A 21,963-nucleotide genomic window follows, 5' to 3' on the forward strand; every position below is an offset into this window, starting at 1 on the left:
GCATGAAGCGGCGCCCTAAAAGGCGATTTACAGCTTCACGCACACGTTGCGTGTCTCGGTGTAAAACTCCAGGGAGTGAACGCCACCTTCGCGACCGATTCCCGACTGCTTGGAACCGCCGAACGCAGTGCGCAGATCGCGGAGGAACCAGCTATTGATCCAGGTAATCCCTACATCGATACGCGCAGCCATGCGATGGGCGCGGGATAGGTCGCTCGTCCAGATGGTGGTAGACAGGCCGTATTCATTGTCATTGGCCAGCGACACCACCTCGTTCTCACTGTCGAACGGGCGAATGTGGCAGCAGGGGCCGAAGATCTCCTCGCGCACTACCGCAGCGTTGTCCGGCAGCCCCGTCCAGATAGTGGGCTGAACCCACGAGCCCTCGGCCAACTCACCGGGCATATCAGGCACACCACCGCCAGTTACCACCGTGGCCCCCTCCTCCACCGCCTTGCGGTAGTAGGAAAGCACCTTGCTGCGGTGCTCCTGGCTGATCAACGGACCATAGGTCGTGGCGTGATCTTCAGGCCGACCGTATTTCACGCCCTCTGCCTTAACCTTCAGTGCCTGAACGAAGCGCTCAAAAATCGGACGTTCGACGTAAACGCGCTCGGTACCCAGGCAGACCTGTCCGGAATTGAGGAAGGACGAACGGAAAATCCCATCCACTGCCGCATCGAAATCGGCATCGGCGAATACGATTCCTGCGTTCTTCCCACCCAACTCGAATGACACATCTCGCATGCCTTCGGCAGCGGCCTTCATGATTGCTGTGCCTGTGCGCGTTTCACCGGTAAAGGTGATGGCGTCGATGCCAGGATGCTGAGTAATGAACTCGCCCGCGGAATCCGGACCGAAACCGTGCAATACGTTGTACACCCCCTTGGGGATGCCTACGGTGTTCATCACTTCACCGAGAAGAGTTGCTGTGAGCGGAGATTCTTCGGAAGGCTTGACCAGTACGGTATTACCGCATGCCAGCGCCGGGCCGACCTTCCAGGTCATCAGCAGGAAGGGCGCGTTCCATGGGCAAATCACTCCAATTACGCCCTTCGGCACACGCATGGAGTAGTTGAGCGCGCCGCGACCATCCGGGGTATCCATCCGGAAAGACTCACTGGCGACATTCTTGATTACATCGGCGAAAACCTTGAAGTTGGCCGCGCCACGAGGAATGAAGGCATGCCGCATGACATGTGCCGGCTGCCCGGTGTCGGCCATTTCAGCTTCGACAAAGTCATCGAAGCGGCGGGTGATCTCGTTAGCCACGGCATGCAGCATGTCGACACGCTGCTCGGTGGTCAGGCCACCCCATTCGCCATGCAAGGCACTGCGTGCAGACTTTACGGCGCTATCCACTTCCGCACGGCCCGCTTCGGAAATCGAAGCGATCACACGGTTGTCTACCGGCGAACGCTTGTCGAAGCGTTTGCCGCTGGCAGCGGCGACGAATTCGCCCGCGATGAAGTTATCGATATTGCGCATGATCGCTCCGCACTCTTGTCCTTAGGTGGTCCGCCGGAAGGGCGAACCAGACTGTTTACTGAGTCTAGGGAGCGGATTCGATACCGACTAATACTTTATTCGTTCCTCGCCAATACCAATCGGGTATCTCTTTGGACAGCGAACAACCTTGCGGCAAGGCGCCTTAAAGCAGCAATAGAAATGGGTCAGAGTTGCTGCGCGTATATCGCGAAAAGGACCGCAGCGGAGTCGATTGTCCTGGGCTCCTCGCCACGCGACTCCCGAAGACATCGCGGAGCGCAGTTCTCCGCGACGGTTCACACTTAGTTGAGTACTGGCCGCCCTTCACTCCAAGAAACTTCTCTCAAAGCTCGAACAGCGGAGAATCTAGACGGCCAATAATGAGGAGAAACGCTGCGTCAGGTATCGAGCGGTATCGCCCCCCTGCCCGATACCCGAGAGGTCAGACGCGCTCGAAAATCACCGCGATGCCCTGACCTCCCCCGATACACATGGTCGCCAAGCCATAGCGCCCCTGAGTACGGTGCAATTCATGAATCAACTTCGTGGCGATAATCGCCCCGGTCGCCCCTATGGGATGACCAAGAGCGATTCCAGAACCGTTGGGATTTACCTTGGCGGGGTCCATCTGCAGCTCCTTCATCACCGCACAGGCCTGCGCCGCAAAGGCCACGTTGGCTTCGATCACATCCAGATCATCGATAGCGAGGCCAGCACGCTTGAGCGCTAGGCGTGTTGCCGGAACAGGCCCGAGCCCCATAAGTTCGGGCTCCACACCGGCGTGAGCGTACGCAACGATGCGAGCCAGCGGCTTAAGCCCCTGATCGCCGACAGCTTGAGCACTAGCCAACAGCAATGCCGCAGCGCCGTCATTGAGCCCCGACGCATTACCGGCGGTGACGGTGCCGTCAGACTTGAACGCGGCTTTCATTTTCGCCAGTTGCTCCGCAGTGGATTCACGCGGGTGTTCATCCACGCTGAAAAGCTCCACACCTTTGCGAGTGCGCAGTTCAACCGGGATGATCTGGCTTACAAATCGCCCCTCCATGATGGCCAGCGAAGCACGGCGCTGTTCTTCCACCGCGAACTCATCCTGAGTCTCGCGACTGATACCGCTGTGTGCAGCAACGTTCTCCGCAGTGATGCCCATATGAACACTGTGGAAGGGGTCATGCAGAACACCGAGCACGTAGTCCAGGGCCTGCATATTGCCCATTCGACCGCCCCATCTGGCCGCCGGCATCATGTATGGCCCCCGGCTCATGGCTTCTGCGCCAGCGCCAATGGCCAACTGCACATCCCCCAGCATCACGGCCTGTGCGGCAGAGACAATGGCCTGCAGGCCCGAGCCACACAGACGGTTGACGTTGAAGGCCGAAGCGTCCTTAGGAATTCCTGCATTCATCGCAGCAACTCGGGACAGGTAGGCGTCGCGCGGCACCGTAGGGATGACGTTTCCCATAACGACATGACCAATAGCTGCCGGATCAATCCCGGAACGCTCGATCACTCCTTTGATGGGTGTGGTAGCCAAGTCGGCCAGCTCCACATCCTTGAGGGCGCCACCGAAGGTACCAATAGCTGTACGTGCCGCTTCGATGACGAAGACATCCTGGGAACTCATGGGAACTCCTGCTGAGCAAATAGTAGGGAGGGTTTCGGGCTCGCTCGCGCTAGCGAACACGCCGTTCAAAATTCGTGTCGTATTCGTCGGTGAAGGGCATCGGCATCACCGGTCGCTGATCGATTTCAGCCAGAAGCTCGCACCACTGGGAGAGAATTTCTCCGCGCGCGGCGTCATCCAGATAGGGCACGTGATAGGCAAAGAATGGATCGAACACTTCGAAGCCGGTATAGCCCAGTGTCCCTTTCAGCAGAGGCCGAAACAGAGCATGCAGGTCGTCGTGTATGCCTTCAGCGGAGAACATGCCCTCGCGCCCTCCGAGGGTCGCGCAAACCAACGCACGCTTTCCGCGCATACCCCCTAGGTCGAAGATGCGTCGACCACCGTAGAACACCCCGGAGACAAACACCCTGTCGATCCAACCTTTGAGGATGGCTGGCATCGCATACCAATAGACGGGGAAGCAGAGAACCAACAAGTCGCAATGCTTGATCTTGTCGATTTCCCTCTGGATATCATCACGAAGGGTTTCGCTCTTGACTCCGTTGCGTTGCTCCAGGGCGTACACCAGGTAGTCCGGATTGGCGCGCTCGTTAAAGTCCGCACCGCTGGCAACAGGATCGAACCCCATCGCGTAAAGGTCAGAAACCTCGACCGCTGCTCCGAGGTTGCGGAAATGCTCGACTGCGGCCTGGAAGAGCGCTGAGGTAAAGGAGGCAGGCTCCGGATGGGCATGCACGATCAAGACATTCATGGAGGCACCTCACTTGGCAGGGCGCCAGAGTAAGGGCGTGCATATTGCTCGCACAGTGGCAAAAATGACTCCAACTATGCGAGTTCCGACAAGCGAGCAATTTAACCGCCCAGCCTGAATTTCCGCCGATAGGCTGCCGGGGTGAGTCCAATGCGCTCGCGAAACAGCCTGACGAACGAGCTGCTGTCCAGATACCCGACTGCCTGCGCAATGCTCTCGATGCGCTGATTACCGGTCTCCAACATGGTTCGCGCTGCCTCGATGCGCAAGCTCTGTAGGTAGGCCAGAGGAGTCTGCTCAAGCGCCAGATGGAATCTACGAATCAGCGTGCGCTCGCTTACCGCCAGACGCTTCGCAAGATCTGTCAGGCGAATGGGGTCGGCGAGGTGGCGCTCGAGATAATCCTGCGCCTGCTGCACCACGGCATCGCTGTGCGAACGATGCGCCAACAACGGAAGGTATGGCGTTTGAAGCGTCTGGCTGACATCGATCAGCAAGCTCTTGGCGCACTGCGCTGCCAGTGCTGCACCTGAATGGCGCTCAATGGTCTGGATCGACTGCAAGTGATAGGAGGACAGTGCTCCGGCGCAGAACAGTCGGTCCGACTGAGTCAGTATCGGCGCCATCTGGAGATCCACGGCGGGAAACCAGGCGCGGAACTGCTCCTCCAGCCACCAGGTGGTTGTTGCGACGCGACCATCAAGCAGTCCGGTATTGGCCAGGACGAATGTTCCAGTGCAGGTGGCAATGAGCTCAGCCCCCACCTCCCACTGCCGGCAGAGCCATTCGCAATGCAGCGACTGTTGATCAAGGAATTGCCTGAAGGAGTGATAGCCCAGATAGTGACAGGCAGGAATGTAGACAATATCGAAGTGTTCACCCGGCTCAGGCTGCCGAGCCTGGAGCGGTAATCCGTTACTCGTCGTGATACCACCAGCCTTCGGCGCGAGGAATGACCAGGTGTAACGCTGCGCTGAGTTCTGAGCGGCAAGATGCGCGTTGGCGACTTGCAACACATCGGCAAAGCCGCCCACGCTGGAGGCGTAGCAGTTGTCGTATAGGAAAATCGCCGCGACAGGCATACCGTCTGTTTCCGCATATAAAGTGGCTTTTTTTACACTACTGCCATTCAGTCGAGCTTCATAGACTGCGCCTTTGTCCGACAAAACGGATCCACAACCAGAGGTGCGCACCATGCAACACGTCCCCCTTACCGACCTCAAGTCCCTGCTGACAGGTCAGCTCGGCTGCATCGAGCATGAGGCAGGGTTGCAGCCAGTTCGCTTCGATCCGGCTACTGGCTTCATGCTCGACCCGCTCAACGGCTTTACCGCAGCGATGACATCGGGCGTGCGCCTTCGCCTTAACACCAATAGCCGCAACGTGCGACTGAGGACCTTGCAGACCCAGGCTTACTTGAGCGAACCGGAACAGTGGAAACGCAACTTCGAGGTTCGCGTTAACAACGAGGTGTTTGCGCAAGCGGCAGCTGCAGGTGGTGCGTTTCTCACTCCAGGCCAGGCCCCGCAGGGTGATCCGCACGCCGTGCTGAGTGTTGAGCATCTGCCCGCAGGCGAGAAAACCGTGGAAATCTGGTTCCCACAATCCACCGTGCAAATCATCCAATCGCTTGAGGTGGATGCCGGCGCAAGCTGGAGCGCAGCGCCTGACGTCCGCCCACAGGTACTGTTCCATGGCAGCTCAATTACCCATGGCATGGAAGCTGATAGCGGCACCGGCAGTTGGCCGGCAGTCGCCTCGGCCCTCGCCGATGTCAGCATGCTCAACATGGGCTGGGCGGGCTCCTGCCTGATCAGCAGCCTGGCAGCTCGGACCATCGCCAAGCAGGACATCAATGCCCTGGTCTTGGAACTAGGTATCAATATCTGGGACGGCGGCGCCATGAATCCGCGCACCCTGGCAGACTCCACCCATTCCATGCTGGTCTTGATTCGGGACGCGAAGCCCGAACTCCCAATCGTTCTCGTATCTCCCATCGCATCGCCGTCCCGCGAAGCAGCTGGCGAGAACGGAGGCATGACTCTGGAGGAGATTCGCCAGGTCCTGGAAGGCGTAGTCGAATCTCATCGCAGCCAGAACGACCAGCAACTGCACTACATCAATGGATTGGACCTGTTCGGCACTGCCGATAACGCGCTACTGGTAGACGGCCTGCACCCGAATGCAGATGGCTACCGCCTGATTGGCGAACGCTTCAATCGTTTGGCAATGGGCTTTCTGCTCTAACGCTGAATCGTGTAAACCGGCCTGAGGTAACGCCTCGGGCTGGTTACTGCCCCCCGCATGCTGCCCCACTCCCCACGCCACGATGCCTCGCCCCACCATCCCAAAAGGTTGGTGCGTCACCATTCCCACGCTCGCTACCTTGGCCACAGGTGCTCTTACGACACCACAAGCCAGACCAAACAAAAACAACGCTGCTCTACAGCGCCCTGGTAGGAGATAGCCATGTTTCTCAAAAACTGCTGGTACTGCGCAGGCTGGGATTACCAGATATCGCAAGGGAAGACTTCCATCGTCGCCCGGAAAATCGCCGGAGAGCGCGTCGTTCTGTACCGCAAGCTAAATGGCGATGTCGTTGCTCTCGAAGACCGCTGCCCACATCGCCAGGCGGCCCTTTCGATGGGCGCCAAAGAAGGTGACGACCTGCGGTGCATGTACCACGGCATCAAGTTCGGCGCCGATGGCAAGTGCAACGAAATCCCCGGCCAGGACAACATCCCCGAACGCGCCTGCGTGCGAGCCTTCCCTGTAGTGGAGAAGGACAACTGGATCTGGGTATGGATGGGTGACCCGGAAAAGGCTGATCCCGCATTGATCTGCAGTTCCGTCGGCCCAGGCAACCCGGACTACATAGTACGCCCGAGCTACATCCAGGTTGATGCGGACTATCGCATGGAGAACGCCAACCTGGCGGACCTGTCGCATAGCTCATTCACGCACGACAACACCATTGCCATGGGTTGGGCACAGGCTCTTGCCAGACCCGAGCACAAGATCCTGCCTCGCGGGATCAAGACCGACTACTGGGTACGTAACGTACCGGTTCCAAAGTTCGTCGCTCACCTGTTCCCGCCGGGATTCACATGCGATGCGCACTTCGACATCACTCAGACCGTCCCCTGCAACTGGATCCTGCACTTCCGCGTATTTACTGCAGGCACCGCCACTGAAGGCGAGTCCGATGGCGAGTTGGTACTGGACTCCTGGAGCTGCCAAGCCATTACGCCTCGTGACGCAGACTCGGTGGATTACTACTTCTCCTGGGGTGTGAGCAAGGCTACCGAACGCCCGGGGCTAGCCGATCTACTCAAGGAAGGCATCGACGCCGCCTTCTTTGAAGACAAGGTGATGCTCGAAGGCCAGCGCATTCGCATGCAGGAAAAGCCTGACTTCAAGACCTTCGACATCGCAGCCGATGCTGGCCCCGGCAAAATGCTCTGGGTGCTGGACAAGCTGATCAGAGAAGAACGCATGCAAGAAGAAGCACTTATTGCATCGTCCCTCTGACGTCCGTGGCCGCGAGCGCTGTGCCCGCGACGACACCTTATGGAAAGGCTGCCGAAATGAGCGAAAAAATCTCCCTGAAAGTCACCGACGTACGCTGCGAAGCACGTGACGTCATGCTCCTGGAACTACGTAATCCCGCTGGCAAGGATCTGCCCCCCTTCGAGGCTGGTTCGCACCTTGAGGTCTATCTGCCGGGCAACCTGATTCGCCACTACTCACTCTGCAATGATCCAACTGAGCGGGATCGCTACTGCATTGGCGTAGGTTTGGCCAAAGACAGCCGCGGCGGCTCCCGCCTGATCCACCAGTCGATCCGCGTTGGTGTAACGCTGCAGACCAGCGCGCCTCGAAACAACTTCCCCTTCAAGGAAGAGGCAGACGAGTTTGTCTTCATTGCTGGCGGTATTGGTATTACGCCAATCATGGCGATGATCCATACCTGTATTCGCCTGGGCAAGAAATGGCAGCTGTTCTACTGCGCGAGGAATCGCCAGCGCATGGCGTTCTATGAAGACCTCATGTCGCTGGCACCGGAGCGCTGCCACCTGCATTTTGATGACGAACAGCAAGACTTCTTCAATCCATCACAGGCGCTGGTCGGCATCAGCCCAACAGCCCACATCTACTGCTGCGGCCCTGACCCACTTATGAAATCGGTCGAGGCCTCGGCGACCGGACGCGACCCAGCAACCCTGCACTTCGAGTGGTTTACGGCAACGGAGATCGATACCACCGGGGACAAGCCATTCACCGTTGTATTGCGCTCGGGGAAATCTCTCGAAGTACCAGCCGGACGCAGCATTCTCGAAGAGCTCGAGGCATGTGGTGAAGGCGTGCCTTATTCGTGCCGCGAGGGCCTGTGCGCCACATGCAAGACGGGCCTGCTGGATGGTATTCCCGAGCACCGTGACAACGTGCTCTCAGCTGCCGAACGCGCGGCGAACAAGCACATCATCATCTGTGTATCCCGCGCAATGTCAGACACGTTGTATCTCGATCTTTGAACACGCTGTGCCGCATGCGGACAAGGCCACGGCACAAGGAAAACCGCCAAGAGCAGCCCCTTGGGGCGACTAAAGAGGGCGAGCCATAGACATACCAAATAGGTATGAGGCAGACGAAAACAAGGTATTAGACGGTATTTACAACGGTAGTTAGGGTATCTACTGACTGCCAAATGGAGCTAGCCGACATACAGACTGGAGCAGCATCGCCGCGCTCCATGACCTCTGTAAGTGGTACCTCCGGTACATGACCCAGACGTGTTTAGCCACCGTCGGGTCGAACAGCTAGGCCAGAAGACGGGCCCACGCCCGGGGGCAACAGCCAGCCCTCTCTAGAACAAACACAATCAGGAGCGAAACATGGCAATGACAGGCGTTCTGCGCCCCGGGCACGTTCAACTACGTGTCATGGACCTTGAGGCGGGCGTACACCACTACCGCGATGTTCTCGGCATGCTAGAGACCGGGCGGGATTCCCAGGGTCGCATCTATCTCAAATGCCGCGACGAGTTTGATCATCACAGCGTGATACTGCGTGAGGCCGATCGCGCAGGTATGGATTTCGTCGGCTTCAAGGTGCTGAATGTCGCTACCCTGAATGACCTTGAAGGCAAGCTGCAGGCCTACGGGGTAGACACGCATCGCATCGCCGCCGGCGACCTGCTAGAGACCGGTGAACGCGTACGCTTCACCACCCCCAGTGGTCACGAAGTCGAGTTGTATGCCGAGAAGACTTTCGTCGGCAACGGGTGCGGTGAGGTCAATCCGACTCCGTGGGACCCTACGGCTACTCACGGCATCTCACCACTGCGGATGGACCATCTGCTGCTGTACGGACCGAACGTACCAGAGACGCTCAAGCTGTTCATCGATGTGCTCGGGTTCACGCTGGTCGAGCGCGTACTTGGCCCAGATGGCGAGACCAACATCATTGGGTTCCTCAGCTGCTCGATCAAATCCCATGACATCGCCTTCGGTCATTACGAGGAGCCAGGGAAGCTCCACCATGTGTCTTTCCTGATGGAAAGCTGGGAACAGGTATTGCGCGCCGGCGACATCATGGCGATGAACAACGTGCCTGTGGACATCGGACCAACCCGACATGGCGTGACTCGTGGCAGGACCATTTATGCATGGGATCCGTCCGGCAATCGCTTCGAGACTTTCAAGGAAGATCGCCAGCCCTATCCGGACCATCCACCGCTGACTTGGACTTTCGACGGTATCGGTGATGGCGGCGGTCTCGACTACGTGCAGCGCAAGCTTCACGAAACTTTTCTCACTGTGGTGACCTGATTGTTGCCTCTCCGCAACCGCCAACAAGGTCTCGGAGAGAAAACCAGCAGTGCTCCTTTCACGGGCGTCTACCTTATCGAGCGTGAAAAACCGAGACGCCCTTTTTTTTCAGTGTGGCCGGTGGGCGGAGTGCCGATCAGCCAGTTTCATCAATGCCCAGGGGAATTGAGCCTTGCATGTTTACAGGCACCGAGCCCCTGGCTAGCTCCGCTGGCGCACATCGCCCCGAGCGCAACAAAAGCAGGACCGAATTCGTTCGGTCTCGGAGTCAACGATGGTCGTCAATCCGAAGTCCACTGATCCCCTGTACATCTCTCACCCCCTCATCACCCATCGAGCTGCGCTACAGGCCATAGAGGCCGCGATCCACCACGCGGAACTACTGGCGATAAAGGTAGTGGTCGCCGTTGTCGACTCCCAAGGCGCGCTTACCGGCTTCGCCAGGATGCCAGGGGCGTTTCTGATTTCCCATGAAATGGCCATCAAAAAAGCGCGCAGCGTAGCAGGCTGCGGCATCACAGCAGCTGAGCTCGAACAAGTCCTGGAAGCCTCCGGCCAACGCGTACGTGATGGTCTGCTATCGCACCGCGACCTGACCTTGGTGAGAGGTGGTCTGCCGATACGTATCGACGGTCAATTGATAGGTGCTGTCGCTGTTTCCGGTGGTAGTGAATCCGAAGACGAAGCCTGCGCCCGGGCTGCGCTCATCGCCCTGGGTGCGTGTTGAGTGTGTTCAGGCCCGACCAGGGCGGATATCCGGACAAAGTGCACCTCCCATCCCGACCAACACGAGAATTGCCAGAAATGACAATGACAAACGAGATTCATCCACCTCGCCAGGAACCACGTCTGTACCACGACCTGATGAGCCCAGAGGAGGTACTTGCGATTCGGGCAGAAGTGCGTGCGTTCTGCGAAAAGCATGTGGCACCTGTTGCCTGGCAAATCGGCCACCGTGAAGAAGCTGTCGAGGCTTTCCCTTTCGACCTCTTCGAGACAATGGCAGATGCCGGCCTTTTTCGAATTCCCTTCTCCGCTGAAGTCGGTGGGCGCGGCCTGGCATGTCCAGCAGCAGCAACCGCGGTCGTTATCGAGGAGCTGAGCTATTTCAGCAATAGCGTCGCGGCGATCTACGATGTGCACTGCATCCTCGCCGGCCACGCTCTCGAATGGGCCAACCCCGCACTCCAAAAGCGTTACCTGACGCCGCTACTGGAAGGTCGAAAGATCGGCAGCTTTGCCACCAGCGAACCGGAGGCTAGCACTGACCTGTCGGTAGAGGCCCTGGTGACCCATGCGACCTTCCACGACGACCACATTGAGATCAATGGGCACAAGCGCTGGATCACGAACTCGCCAGTAGCTAGCTTCGTCGTGCTGCTGTGCCGCGATGGTGAGCGAATGACCGAAGTGGTTGTCGACCTCGACCTACCAGGCGTCACTGTCGGTGCGCCTGACAAAAAACTCGGAAACCATGGGCAACTGACCGCCGATATACGGTTCGACAAGGTCCGAGTCCCGCTAGACAACGTTGTGGGCAAGCGTGGCGACGGACTGAAGATCGCGCTGCAAGTACTGACTTACGGACGCATTGGCATCGCCGCCAGTGGTGTAGGCATGGCGCAGAGCGTTTTCGACCATAGCGTTGCCCGCCTGCAGAAAAGACGAGCCTTCGGCAAGGCTTTGGCCCAGTTCCAGCACTGGCAATTCCGCCTGGCCGAACGAGCTACCGAAATCGAAAACGCACGCAACCTGTACCTCAAAGCCGCATTGCGAATGGATGGGGGGGAGCAGTTCCCCGAGCCTGAAGCAGCCATGGCCAAATGGTACGGGACCAACCTGGCCAGCGAATTCGCCCGCGAAGGTGTTCAGATTTTCGGCGGCTACGGTTTCACCAAGGAGCTGGCCTTCGATGGGTCGCACTATCATGTTGAAGAGGTGTATCGCGACAGCAAGATCGCGGAGATCTACGAAGGCACCAACGAGGTACAGAAGTGGGTGATCGCTCGGAACATCTTCGGCAAAGACTTCACCGGTTGATACCTGACTCGAATAGCTAAGGGACTACCGGCTGGGCACTCCACTGTGCATTGGCCGGTATTCTCATCCCAGCAGCAACGCCCCCACCCTCCCTTTCGGGCATTGCCATCGTTCGTCCTTCCGGGGCCGCACGCTCAAGGGCCTTGAGCATCACAGACGGCTATGTGATAAACGACGCACTCGCTGCCGATTTCGGCAGTTTCTAACAACAAGGGTTTCCGTGATGGGTATTCCACTCAACGCTGGAGCCTGAGCAGCGTTCAGTTTGATCATGCCCGGTGAACAGTCGATGAACGGCCCAGCCTCATGGCCGATTCTGCCAACAAAATTCGCACCGCCAACGCAGGCCGGCGGGCTGATTGAGCGAGAGGACTTGCTGGATCGGATTGAACGAAGTCTCGACAAGTCGCTGCTACTGATCTGCGCGCCGGCAGGATATGGCAAAAGCAGTCTTATGGCCGCGCTGCTCCGTCGCCTGCAGCAACGGCACCTGCAAGCCACCTGGCTGGGCCTCGACAGCTACGATAACGACGTAGTGCGCTTCTCGTCCCTGCTCCTATCAGCGCTTGATGGCCACAGTGCAATCAATGCCTCCGGCTCGCACCATGGCCTAGGATCCGGCCCCAGCACTCCCTACCTGGCAGCAGAGATTCTCGAACGTGTCATGCAGTTGCCAGACCGCGTGTATCTGTTCCTGGATGACTTCCATCTGATCACCGACACTCGAGTGCTGGAGTTGATCAGCCTGCTTCTTACCAGCCCAGTGCATAACCTGCATCTGGTGATTTCCTCGCGCGAGTTACCGCGGCTGCCTCTTTCCCGGCTACGCGCCCTCGGTCAATTGCATGAGATCGATAGCGCAGCGATTTCATTTTCCGAGAAAGAAGCCCGCCAGTTCATGGCCGGATTCCATATACCGGAATTGTCCGAAACGCAGCTGATTACCTTACTGGGGAAAACAGAAGGCTGGCCGGCAAGCCTACGCATGGCCTCGATTGCCTTGGAGTCTGGAGTAGATGTCGATACTTTTCTCCAGCGGTTCTCCGGCGCAGATAGAGACATTGCCGCCTTCCTGGTGGAAGAGGTACTTGCCAAGCAATCTCAAGAGATCGAGCAATTTCTCCTTGCGACCTCGCTACTCAAATCGTTCAACGCCGAGCTCGCAAACGAGGTACTCGGAGTGAGCAACGCAAGGGACTTGATCGATCAGATAGAGGTGAAGCACCTATTCCTTCTCGGGCTGGATCGGGAGCGCAACTGGTACCGTTATCACCATCTGTTCGCCGACCTGCTGCGCCGTATTCTGATGGACCGATCTCCGCGCTCGGCGCAGCAGTACCATCGTCGTGCCGGTCAATGGCTGGCTGGACACGGGCGGGAGCTTGAAGCCATCGAGCATGCGTTCATCCTGGACGAACAGGAATGGGCCGGCACGTTACTGGACCGTATAAGCCCAGCGCTCTTCAGCAGCGGACAAACCACCACGCTACAGGCGCTGGCCGATCAGCTCGATGCCAACGTGATGCAACGCCTTCCTCGGCTACAGCTTGAGCTGGTATGGGACAACATCATTCGCTGGCGATTTTTCGAGGCTCGCCGCCTGCTCTTCGAGACCCAACAACTTCTTGACCCAGATGTTGTTGAGGGCAGCAGCGCCGCCAGGGAGCAGGAGCTGCTCCGTGTAACCCTGGAGCATCGCGACTGCATGCTGCAAACCTTTACCGACCAGTTACGCCCAGCCGAACGCGCCATCACAAATTGGCTGCAGGCCTATCAGCACAGCGATAGTTTCATGCTCGCCTCGGCAAAAGTTGCCTTGATAATGTGCCGGCGTGATAGCTATCAGAGTCTCGTTTCCGAGCTGGAGGTGGACGAGCTACGTCGGCTATTCCTCAACGTAGGGGCCGGCTATGGAACAGTCTTCCTGGACGTTGTCGCCGGCTGCGTCTTTGCATCGCGCGGCCAGGTTGCCACCGCGGAGCGTCTGCTCCTGTCCGCTCACGCAACGGCAATCCGTATCCAGGGACGGGACTCTTCACTCGCGTCCATGGCTGCAGCTCCATTGGTTCAGCTTTGGTATGAAACGGATCGCCTAGACGAAGCCCGCAGGCTGTTGACCGAGATTTCCATCAGTAGCTTGGACTTCGGCATCGTCGACTCCATCATTTCCCGAGTGATTACCGGCGCGCTTCTGACAAGGCTAGATGCGGGTTACACCGTGGCGCACGAGCAACTCGACGCAGCCCATCAATTTGCCATGCGATTCCAGCTGCCGCGTTTGCGCGCCCGGGTGCTGGCGGCCCAAGTGCAACTTTACGTTGAACAGGGTCAGTTGGTGCAGGCCGAGCGATTGCTTGAACGCAGCCCGGATTTCACTGCTCTCAAATCCTTATCCCCTGAGAAAGGGGCAGACAGCAGCCGAGAGAGTTTCGCAATGGCATTCGCCCGCGTTAGCCTTGAGAACGGCCAATATGCCAATGCCATACGCGTACTACGACGCTGGGCAAATCTGTTGCAGGAGCGCCAGTACAATCGGTCCTTTGTACGCGTGTCCGTATTGCTGACACGTCTGCTGTCTCGCTCTGGCGACAACCTAGCTGCGCGCCGCACATTGATCGAAGCTTTAAGCCGCTCCGAAGGACTATTTGTGCGCATCTTTGTCGACGAGGGCGAAGAGCTGTGTGGGCTACTGCTTCAGCTGAAACAATCAACAGCAGCTGATATCCCTCTGGCATGGACCAGCTATCTAGACAAACTGCTTGCGGCCTTCGGCCAACGCCCTGAAGTACCCCGAGTAACTGAGCTGGTATCCACCGATGCCAGCGCCGAGCTCCTGTCCGAACGCGAATTGGCGATCATTCGTCTAACGGCCCAAAACCTCGCCGCCAAGGAAGTAGCTCAAGCGTTGGGGCTGACGGAGAACACTGTTAAATGGTACTGGCAGCGCATCTTTGAAAAGCTTGGAGTACGAAAGCGAAAACTGGCGGTACGTGCCGCCAGAGAGCGTGGATTGATTCATTAATAAGCGAGGGGCTGGGTTATGCAGCAGCCGATACCGAATGGCAGATAACAGCCAAGTTGAGGTCGTCTACTAATCGAAGCTCCAGCAGCGCCCTCTTCCCTGCCCTCCGTTCAGTTTCATTACTGAACGATGGCACATCACTTGCTGACACCAGCACTCCGAACTCCCTCCAACGGCGGAGACAGTTCATAGACGATGGCGTCGTACCCGGTCACCAATCCCATGGCGACTGGGACGGCGCCTTTTTCGTTCAGTGGTGGGACAAACAACATGACCGACAAGAGTTGCACCCGTAACGACAACCTCGCCTGGGTCGCGGGCAGCGATGCCCCGGAAAAGCGCACAGTGAACCTGGGCTTCATGGCCCTTTCCGACTCCGCCTCGCTGATCGTCGCGGCCACCCAGGGTTTCGCCCAGCCCTACGGGCTGACCCTGGAGCTGAAGCGGCAGACCTCCTGGGCTGGCTTACGTGACAGATTATTGAGCAGCGAGCTGGACGCCGCGCACTCGCTCTATGGCCAGGTCTACGGCACCCACCTGGGACTGGGTGGCTCGCCCACCGAAATGGCGATCCTCATGGGGCTGTGTCAGAACGGCCAGGCGATCAATCTCTCCGAACCACTGCGTCAGGCAGGTGTGACCCGAGCCGACACTCTCGCCGCCCGGGTGCGTCAGCACGGTGCGAAACTGACCTTCGCCCAGACCTTTCCCACCGGCACCCATGCCATGTGGCTGCACTACTGGTTGGCGGCCCAGGGTATCCACCCGCTGGAAGATGTGAACACAGTCGTGCTTCCGCCCGCGCAGATGGTCCAGCACCTCAAGACCGGGCACATCGACGGTTTCTGTGCTGGCGGCCCCTGGGGCGCATTAGCGGTGGATGAGAAACAGGGCTTCACCCTGGCCACCAGCCAGATGATCTGGCCCGACCACCCGGAAAAGGTGCTCGCCTGCACGCGCGCCTTCGTGGAGCAGTACCCCAACACCGCCCGCGCCCTAACCATGGCGGTGCTCGAGGCCAGCCGCTTCATCGACGCCAGCGACGAGAACAAGCGCAGCACTGCCCGGCTAATCAGCGGTGTCGAGTACCTCGATGCACCACTGTCGGCCATCGAACCGCGTTTTCTCGGCGACTACGAGGACGGCCTCGGCTACGCCTGGCGCGATGCTCACCCACTGCGCTTCTTTGCCGGCGGAGAGGCGTCTATGCCCTGGCTGTCCGATGGCATGTGGTTCATGACCCAGTTCCGTCGCTGGGGGCTGCTCAGGGAAGACCCGGATTACCTCGGCGTGGCCCGTCGAGTCCACCAGCTTGCGCTCTACCGCGAAGCGGCCGAAGCACTGGGCATCGTGGTCCCCGAGCACCCCATGCGCAGCTCCAGGCTGTTCGACGGCCATGTCTGGGACGGCACCGATCCGGCCGGCTACGCCCGCAGCTTCGCCATCCATGCCCGCAGCTCCGCCATTGCGGCTGCTTCCCTCTGACGCCTGGAGTTGATCACAGCATGCTCCGCATTCTCCTGATTGATGACACCCCGAAGAAAGTCGGCCGTCTGCGCAATGCCCTGGTGGAGGCCGGTTTCGAGGTCATGGACGAAACCGGCCTGAGTATCAACCTGCCTGAGCGGATCGAAGCCGCGCGCCCCGATGTCGTGCTGATAGACACCGAATCCGCGGGTCGCGACATGATGGAACAGGTAGTGATGGTCAGCCGCGACCGGCCTCACCCGATCGTCATGTTCACCGACGACCACGATCCCGAGCTGATGCGCCAGGCGATTCGGGCCGGTGTCAGCGCCTACGTGATCGAGGGCATTCACGCCGAACGCCTGCGGCCGATCCTGGACGTGGCCATGGCGCGCTTCGAGGCTGACCAGGCCCTGCGTACCCAGTTGCTGGTGCGGGATACCCAATTGGCCGAACGCAAACGCATCGAGTTGGCCAAGGGCCTACTGATGAAGATGAAAAGCTGTGACGAGGATGCCGCCTACACCTTGATGCGTCGCCAGGCCATGGGGCGTCAACAACGATTGATCCAGGTGGCCGAACAGATCATCGCCACGCACGAGATGCTCGGCGTCTGAACAGCGAGTAGAAATCGGCCAAGTCCATGTGGGTGCAAACTCATCGCTCCACATGGACAGGGCAAACACCCGCGACAACCTCAAGCCACACACCGTACGCAGGCGCACTGTGGTGCGGTCCGTCGTTGCCCCAGACACAGGACTACGTTCCTGGCATCCGCCCCTCGCCGCACTCCTACTCCAAGTGAACCAAAACCGTTCAGGCCACCTCTGCACCGCACGAACATGGCTCAGTGCCGCCAGCCTGTCCGCACTTTTACCCAAAGAGTCAAGCTGCTGATTTAAAAGACAATAACGACCTAAAGCAGCCTGCCGAAGTCATGGCTTCGGGCTGCTGGGCAAGCTGGCAAGGCGTTTGCAGTCTCACCTGCAGAATCTTGCGTAGCGCGCCAACGGCGGTGGGCCGCGGATCACGGACAACGGCGTCCGTCAGAGCTCCTTTCCTTCTCGGGAGCTCTGGCGTGCGCCGTTTTTGTTTTGCCCTCCATTCAGGACAGCACCATGAGCGAACGTGATTCCAAAGACCCGGTGAACAACAGTCGTCGCAACTTCCTCAAGCAATCGATCGCCATTGCCGGCACGGTCGGTGGCGTGACCGCCCTCGGCCTCTCCGCTCCCGGTTTCCTGCGCAGCGCGGCCTGGGCCGCCGGCTCGGATGCACCGGAAAAGACCGCCCTGAAGGTCGGCTTCATTCCCCTCACCGACTGCGCCTCGGTGGTCGTGGCCGCCACCCAGGGCTTCGCCGCCAAGTACGGCCTGTCCATCACACCCAGCAAGGAAGCTTCCTGGGCTGGCGTGCGCGACAAGCTGAACACCGGCGAACTCGATGCCTCCCACGTGCTCTACGGCATGATGTACAGCTCCCAGCTCGGCGTTGCCGGTCCGCAGAAGAACATGGCGGTGCTCATGGGACTGAACCAGAACGGCCAGGCCATCACCCTCTCCCGCCAATTGAAAGAAGCTGGCGTGACCAACGGTGAACAACTCGCCGCGCATATCAAGAAGGGCGGCAACCCGCTGACCTTCGCCCAGACCTTCCCCACCGGCACCCATGCCATGTGGCTCTACTACTGGCTGGCCAGCCATGGCATCAACCCGCTGACCGATGTGAAGACCATCACCGTGCCGCCGCCGCAGATGGTCGCCAACATGCGCGTCGGCAACATGGACGGCTTCTGCGTCGGCGAGCCCTGGGGCGCGCGGGCGATCTTCGACAAGATCGGTTTCACTGCCACCACCACCCAGCAGATCTGGGCGGACCATCCGGAGAAGGTGCTGGGCTGCTCGCGCGATTTCGTCGAGCAGAACCCCAACACCGCACGGGCACTGGTGATGGCCCTGCTCGACGCCAGCCGCTTCATCGAGGCCAGCGACGAGAACAAGAAGGCCACCGCCAAACTCATTGCCGGCAAGGCCTACGTGAACGCCCCGGTGGACGTCATCGAGCAGCGCTTCCTCGGCCACTACGAGGACGGCCTGGGCAACAAATGGGATGACAAGCACGCCATGGCCTTCTGCAAGGACTGCAACGTGAACTTCCCTTGGCTCTCCGACGGCATGTGGTTCATGACCCAGTTCAAGCGCTGGGGCCTGATCAAGCAGGACCCGGACTACGCAGCCGTCGCCGCCCAGGTCAACCAGACCAAGCTGTTCAGTGAAGCGGCCAGCGCCCTCGGCCTGCCGGTTCCGGCCAGCCAGATGCGCGGCAGCACCCTGATTGACGGCAAGCTGTGGGACGGCTCGAACCCTGCCGCCTACGCCCAGTCCTTTGCCATCAAAGCCTGACCCGGGAGGTAACGATGAACGCTCCGGTAACTCCGCCGCTGCCTCTGCCGGCCAAGGCCGCACCCAGCTCCGCTCCACGACTGGCCAAGCCAGCCGTGGAGTTCTTCAACAACCTGGCACGGGCACTGGTCCCACCACTGCTCGGCCTGCTGCTGTTCATCGGCCTCTGGGCCCTGGTGGCGACACGCAGCGAAGGGTTGCCGGGGCCACTGTCGACCTGGCATTCGGCGCTGGAACTCTTTGCCGATCCCTTCTACGACAACGGCCCCAACGACATGGGCATCGGCTGGAACATCCTGCACTCGCTGGGCCGCGTCGGCCTGGGCTTCGGTATGGCGGCGCTGGTGGGCATACCCCTGGGCTTCGCCATCGGCCGCTTCACCTTCCTGGCCGGGATGCTCTCTCCCATCATCAGCTTGCTGCGCCCGGTGTCGCCGTTGGCCTGGCTGCCCATCGGCCTGCTGGTGTTCGAGGCCGCTGGCCCCGCGTCGATCTGGGTGATCTTCATCAGCTCGATCTGGCCGATCATCCTCAACACCGCCGCCGGGGTGGCCAGCGTGCCGCAGGACTACCTCAACGTGGCGAGGGTGCTGAAGCTCTCCGAGTTCAAGGTCCTCACCCGCATCCTGTTCCCGGCCGTATTGCCTCACCTGATGACTGGCATCCGTCTGGCCATCGGTGTCGCCTGGCTGGTGATCGTGGCGGCGGAAATGCTCACCGGCGGCACCGGCCTGGGCTTCTGGGTGTGGGACGAATGGAACAACCTCAACGTCGAGCACATCCTCATCGCCATCATCATCGTCGGCCTGGTGGGCCTGGCCCTGGAACAGAGCCTGCTGTGGCTGGCCAAGCGCTTCGACTACAACAACTGACCATTTCTGTAGGAGCGAGCTCTGCTCGCGAACCGCATTCGCGAGCAAGCTCGCTCCTACCAAGAGCAGGAGAACCCTGATGGACAAGTTCGTCGAGCTGACCGGCGTCAGCAAACACTTCGATACGCGCAAGGGTCGTTTCCAGGCCCTCAGCGACGTCAACCTCTGCATCGCCCGTGGCGAGTTCGTCTCGCTGATCGGCCACTCCGGCTGCGGCAAGTCCACCGTCCTCAACCTGATCGCTGGCCTGCTGGATGCCAGCGACGGCGGGCTGATCTGCAATGGCCGGGAAATCGACGGCCCTGGCCCTGAGCGCGCCGTGGTGTTCCAGAACCACAGCCTGCTGCCCTGGATGACCTGCTTCGGCAACGTCCATCTCGCCGTAGAGCGGGTCTTCGGCGCCCGTGAAAGCAAGGCCCGCCTCAAGGAACGTACCGCCGCGGCGTTGCAGATGGTCGGCCTGGATCATGCGGCGCACAAGCACCCCAATGAAATCTCCGGCGGCATGAAGCAGCGCGTGGGCATCGCCCGTGCGCTGGCGATGGAACCCAAGGTGTTGCTGATGGACGAGCCCTTCGGCGCCCTGGACGCCCTCACCCGCGCGCACCTGCAGGACGAGTTGCTGCGCATCGTCGGCGAGACCCACAGTACCGTGGTGATGGTCACCCATGACGTGGACGAGGCCGTATTGCTCTCCGACCGCATCATGATGATGACCAACGGCCCGGCGGCCACCGTCGGCGATATCGTCCAGGTCGAGCTGGCGCGCCCACGCGACCGCCTGGCCCTGGCCAACGATGCCCGCTACCACGAGTACCGCACCGCAGTGCTGGAGTTCCTCTACCAACGTCAGCAGCGCCCCGCCGCCTAGGTATCCGCCCTGCCCTTCGCGAAAGCCCGGCCCCGTGCCGGGCTTTCGCGTTTTGACTTGCCCGCATGCCCCATGCAGGGGCCCCCGTACCCGGCTTCGCACCCCGCCAATGCAACCTTGCCCGCGCAGGTGCATGACGTAATCGCCAAATGTTCTTGTCGCTAAACAAACATCATGTAAATCAAGTAGTTGAACAAACTGGCACAGTGCCTGCTAAGACCTTCCCCGGTCAGCACAACGGCGTGTCTGCCACTCAACCGACAACGACGTCGCGGAATCCCCTCTCCACCCGGAGCGCGGACACCGTGACGTTTTTTTTGCGCTTTTCAGACCTAGGAAGTCCGCTATGCACATGCTGAAACCCGCTCTGCTGTCGCTGGCCGTTGCCGGCACCAGTCACGCCGCCCTGGCCACAGAGGACGTTAGCAACCTGTTCACTGGGGGCAAAGCCATCCTCGATGCCCGCTACCGCTTTGAGAACGTCGACCAGAACAACAACTTGCGCGACGCCAATGCCCAGACCCTGCGCACCCGCGTCGGCTTCCAGACCGGCAAGTGGTACGGCCTCTCGGGCCTGGTGGAAGTGGACAACGTCAGCCGCCTCGGCGATGCCGCCTACAACAGCACCCGCAATGGCCAGACCAACTACGCCATGGTGGTCGACCCCGACGGCACCGAAGTCAACCAGGCCCTGCTGCGCTATGACCAGGCCTTCGGCAGCGCCGTGCTGGGCCGCCAACGCATCAACCTGGACAACCAACGCTTTGTCGGCGGCTCGGCCTGGCGGCAGAACGAGCAGACCTACGACGCTGCACTGGCCCAGCTCAAGCCCCTTGATGGCCTGACCCTGACCTACAGCTACCTGGACAACATCAACACCATTTTCGGCCCGGAAAACGGCCGCTTCGATAACCGTACCAACCCCGCCAACATCGAAGGCCACAGTCACCTGTTCAATGCCCAGTACCTGGTGCGGCCGGAACTCGCAGTGACCGCCTACAGCTACCTGCTCGGCCTGGACAACATTGCGACCACCGCGACCTCCCCGCTGGGCAGCTTGTCCAGCCGGACCAGCGGCCTGCGCCTGAACGGTGCGCTGGCCGGTTTCAACTATGCGCTGGAGTACGCACGCCAGCAGGACTACGCCGATAACCCGCTGGACCTGGACAGTGAGTACTACCTGGCGGAATTGGGGTATGTCTTCAAGGGCGTGCAGTTCAAGGGCGGGTACGAGGTGCTGGGTGGCGACAGCGGCCCCGGCAACCGCGCGTTCCAGACGCCGCTGGCGACCAAGCACATCTTTCAGGGCTGGGCCGACCAGTTCCTCACCACGCCGGCCGACGGCATCGAGGACGCCTACCTGGGGTTCACCGCGCCATTGGCCGGCGGCAGCCTGCAAGCCTGGTACCACGACTTCGACACCGAGCAGGGCAGCGACAGCTACGGCAGCGAGATCGACCTGTCCTACGCCCATCCGATACCAGGCGTGAAAGGTCTGGTCGGACTGCTCAAGTACGCCAGCTACGACTCGGATGATCGAGCCCGCACGGTCGATACCGACAAGCTCTGGGTGCAGGTGCAATACACCTACT

Annotated in this window: 17 protein-coding genes; 13 read left to right on the forward strand and 4 right to left on the reverse strand. The window is 59.9% G+C overall.

Annotated elements, in window-relative coordinates:
• Nucleotides 1-27: 27 nt before the first annotated feature.
• From E8E75_RS12405 to E8E75_RS12420, 4 genes are all read right to left on the reverse strand, one after another.
• The gene (locus E8E75_RS12405; RefSeq protein WP_179057958.1) at nt 28-1,488 is read right to left on the reverse strand and encodes a 2-hydroxymuconic semialdehyde dehydrogenase; all 1,461 of its coding nucleotides are present in this window, start codon (nt 1,486-1,488) and stop codon (nt 28-30) included.
• 442 nt (nt 1,489-1,930) lie between these two features.
• On the reverse strand, nt 1,931-3,112 hold the full coding sequence (locus E8E75_RS12410) for an acetyl-CoA C-acyltransferase family protein (protein WP_179057957.1): 1,182 nt from the start codon (nt 3,110-3,112) through the stop codon (nt 1,931-1,933).
• 49 nt (nt 3,113-3,161) lie between these two features.
• Nucleotides 3,162-3,866 carry an NAD(P)H-dependent oxidoreductase gene (locus E8E75_RS12415; RefSeq protein ID WP_179057956.1) on the reverse strand — a complete coding sequence of 235 codons (705 nt, stop codon included), beginning with the start codon at nt 3,864-3,866 and terminating at the stop codon, nt 3,162-3,164.
• 101 nt (nt 3,867-3,967) lie between these two features.
• A complete protein-coding gene (locus E8E75_RS12420; RefSeq protein ID WP_280358976.1) occupies nt 3,968-5,062 on the reverse strand; it encodes a helix-turn-helix domain-containing protein in 1,095 nt (364 codons plus the stop codon).
• On the opposite strand from E8E75_RS12420, the gene E8E75_RS12425 reads away from it, so the two are divergent.
• The 13 genes from E8E75_RS12425 to E8E75_RS12485 all read left to right on the forward strand — a co-directional run.
• Nucleotides 5,061-6,113, forward strand: coding sequence for an SGNH/GDSL hydrolase family protein (locus E8E75_RS12425; protein ID WP_280358978.1), 1,053 nt, complete (start codon nt 5,061-5,063; stop codon nt 6,111-6,113). The two genes, E8E75_RS12420 and E8E75_RS12425, sit on opposite strands and share 2 nt — an antisense overlap.
• A gap of 222 nt (nt 6,114-6,335) precedes the next feature.
• Complete coding sequence (locus E8E75_RS12430; protein ID WP_179057953.1) at nt 6,336-7,397, forward strand: aromatic ring-hydroxylating dioxygenase subunit alpha; 1,062 nt, start codon at nt 6,336-6,338, stop codon at nt 7,395-7,397.
• Nucleotides 7,398-7,453: 56 nt separating this feature from the next.
• The gene (locus E8E75_RS12435) at nt 7,454-8,401 is read left to right on the forward strand and encodes a PDR/VanB family oxidoreductase (RefSeq protein WP_179057952.1); all 948 of its coding nucleotides are present in this window, start codon (nt 7,454-7,456) and stop codon (nt 8,399-8,401) included.
• Between the two features lie 360 nt (nt 8,402-8,761).
• A complete protein-coding gene (locus E8E75_RS12440; protein WP_179057951.1) occupies nt 8,762-9,697 on the forward strand; it encodes a catechol 2,3-dioxygenase in 936 nt (311 codons plus the stop codon).
• Nucleotides 9,698-9,971: 274 nt separating this feature from the next.
• Nucleotides 9,972-10,424, forward strand: a complete 453-nt coding sequence (locus E8E75_RS12445) for a heme-binding protein (RefSeq protein WP_179057950.1) — start codon at nt 9,972-9,974, stop codon at nt 10,422-10,424.
• A 137-nt stretch (nt 10,425-10,561) separates the two neighbouring features.
• Complete coding sequence (locus E8E75_RS12450; protein ID WP_280358981.1) at nt 10,562-11,737, forward strand: acyl-CoA dehydrogenase family protein; 1,176 nt, start codon at nt 10,562-10,564, stop codon at nt 11,735-11,737.
• A 289-nt stretch (nt 11,738-12,026) separates the two neighbouring features.
• Nucleotides 12,027-14,759, forward strand: a complete 2,733-nt coding sequence (locus E8E75_RS12455; RefSeq protein WP_179057948.1) for a LuxR C-terminal-related transcriptional regulator — start codon at nt 12,027-12,029, stop codon at nt 14,757-14,759.
• A gap of 270 nt (nt 14,760-15,029) precedes the next feature.
• The gene (locus E8E75_RS12460) at nt 15,030-16,244 is read left to right on the forward strand and encodes a CmpA/NrtA family ABC transporter substrate-binding protein (RefSeq protein ID WP_280358982.1); all 1,215 of its coding nucleotides are present in this window, start codon (nt 15,030-15,032) and stop codon (nt 16,242-16,244) included.
• Nucleotides 16,245-16,264: 20 nt separating this feature from the next.
• The gene (locus E8E75_RS12465) at nt 16,265-16,843 is read left to right on the forward strand and encodes an ANTAR domain-containing protein (RefSeq protein WP_120655151.1); all 579 of its coding nucleotides are present in this window, start codon (nt 16,265-16,267) and stop codon (nt 16,841-16,843) included.
• 501 nt (nt 16,844-17,344) lie between these two features.
• Complete coding sequence (locus E8E75_RS12470) at nt 17,345-18,628, forward strand: CmpA/NrtA family ABC transporter substrate-binding protein (RefSeq protein ID WP_120655150.1); 1,284 nt, start codon at nt 17,345-17,347, stop codon at nt 18,626-18,628.
• Between the two features lie 14 nt (nt 18,629-18,642).
• Nucleotides 18,643-19,500, forward strand: coding sequence for a nitrate ABC transporter permease (gene ntrB / locus E8E75_RS12475; RefSeq protein ID WP_120655149.1), 858 nt, complete (start codon nt 18,643-18,645; stop codon nt 19,498-19,500).
• A 79-nt stretch (nt 19,501-19,579) separates the two neighbouring features.
• On the forward strand, nt 19,580-20,371 hold the full coding sequence (locus E8E75_RS12480) for an ABC transporter ATP-binding protein (protein ID WP_179057943.1): 792 nt from the start codon (nt 19,580-19,582) through the stop codon (nt 20,369-20,371).
• Between the two features lie 352 nt (nt 20,372-20,723).
• Nucleotides 20,724-21,963 (forward strand): alginate export family protein (locus E8E75_RS12485; protein ID WP_348530009.1); only part of this gene is annotated, 1,240 nt, incomplete at its 3' end.

This window comes from Pseudomonas sp. BN606, from assembly GCF_029873115.1.
Taxonomy (GTDB): Bacteria; Pseudomonadota; Gammaproteobacteria; order Pseudomonadales; family Pseudomonadaceae; genus Metapseudomonas.

Bases quoted from the DNA above. Each gene is read 5' to 3' on its own strand.
- E8E75_RS12405 (WP_179057958.1), bottom strand. From the start codon at position 1,488: ATGCGCAATATCGATAACTTCATCGCGGGCGAATTCGTCGCCGCTGCC.
- E8E75_RS12410 (WP_179057957.1), bottom strand. From the start codon at position 3,112: ATGAGTTCCCAGGATGTCTTCGTCATCGAAGCGGCACGTACAGCTATT.
- E8E75_RS12415 (WP_179057956.1), bottom strand. From the start codon at position 3,866: ATGAATGTCTTGATCGTGCATGCCCATCCGGAGCCTGCCTCCTTTACC.
- E8E75_RS12425 (WP_280358978.1), top strand. From the start codon at position 5,061: ATGCAACACGTCCCCCTTACCGACCTCAAGTCCCTGCTGACAGGTCAG.
- E8E75_RS12420 (WP_280358976.1), bottom strand. From the start codon at position 5,062: ATGGTGCGCACCTCTGGTTGTGGATCCGTTTTGTCGGACAAAGGCGCA.
- E8E75_RS12430 (WP_179057953.1), top strand. From the start codon at position 6,336: ATGTTTCTCAAAAACTGCTGGTACTGCGCAGGCTGGGATTACCAGATA.
- E8E75_RS12435 (WP_179057952.1), top strand. From the start codon at position 7,454: ATGAGCGAAAAAATCTCCCTGAAAGTCACCGACGTACGCTGCGAAGCA.
- E8E75_RS12440 (WP_179057951.1), top strand. From the start codon at position 8,762: ATGGCAATGACAGGCGTTCTGCGCCCCGGGCACGTTCAACTACGTGTC.
- E8E75_RS12445 (WP_179057950.1), top strand. From the start codon at position 9,972: ATGGTCGTCAATCCGAAGTCCACTGATCCCCTGTACATCTCTCACCCC.
- E8E75_RS12450 (WP_280358981.1), top strand. From the start codon at position 10,562: ATGAGCCCAGAGGAGGTACTTGCGATTCGGGCAGAAGTGCGTGCGTTC.
- E8E75_RS12455 (WP_179057948.1), top strand. From the start codon at position 12,027: ATGAACGGCCCAGCCTCATGGCCGATTCTGCCAACAAAATTCGCACCG.
- E8E75_RS12460 (WP_280358982.1), top strand. From the start codon at position 15,030: ATGACCGACAAGAGTTGCACCCGTAACGACAACCTCGCCTGGGTCGCG.
- E8E75_RS12465 (WP_120655151.1), top strand. From the start codon at position 16,265: ATGCTCCGCATTCTCCTGATTGATGACACCCCGAAGAAAGTCGGCCGT.
- E8E75_RS12470 (WP_120655150.1), top strand. From the start codon at position 17,345: ATGAGCGAACGTGATTCCAAAGACCCGGTGAACAACAGTCGTCGCAAC.
- ntrB (WP_120655149.1), top strand. From the start codon at position 18,643: ATGAACGCTCCGGTAACTCCGCCGCTGCCTCTGCCGGCCAAGGCCGCA.
- E8E75_RS12480 (WP_179057943.1), top strand. From the start codon at position 19,580: ATGGACAAGTTCGTCGAGCTGACCGGCGTCAGCAAACACTTCGATACG.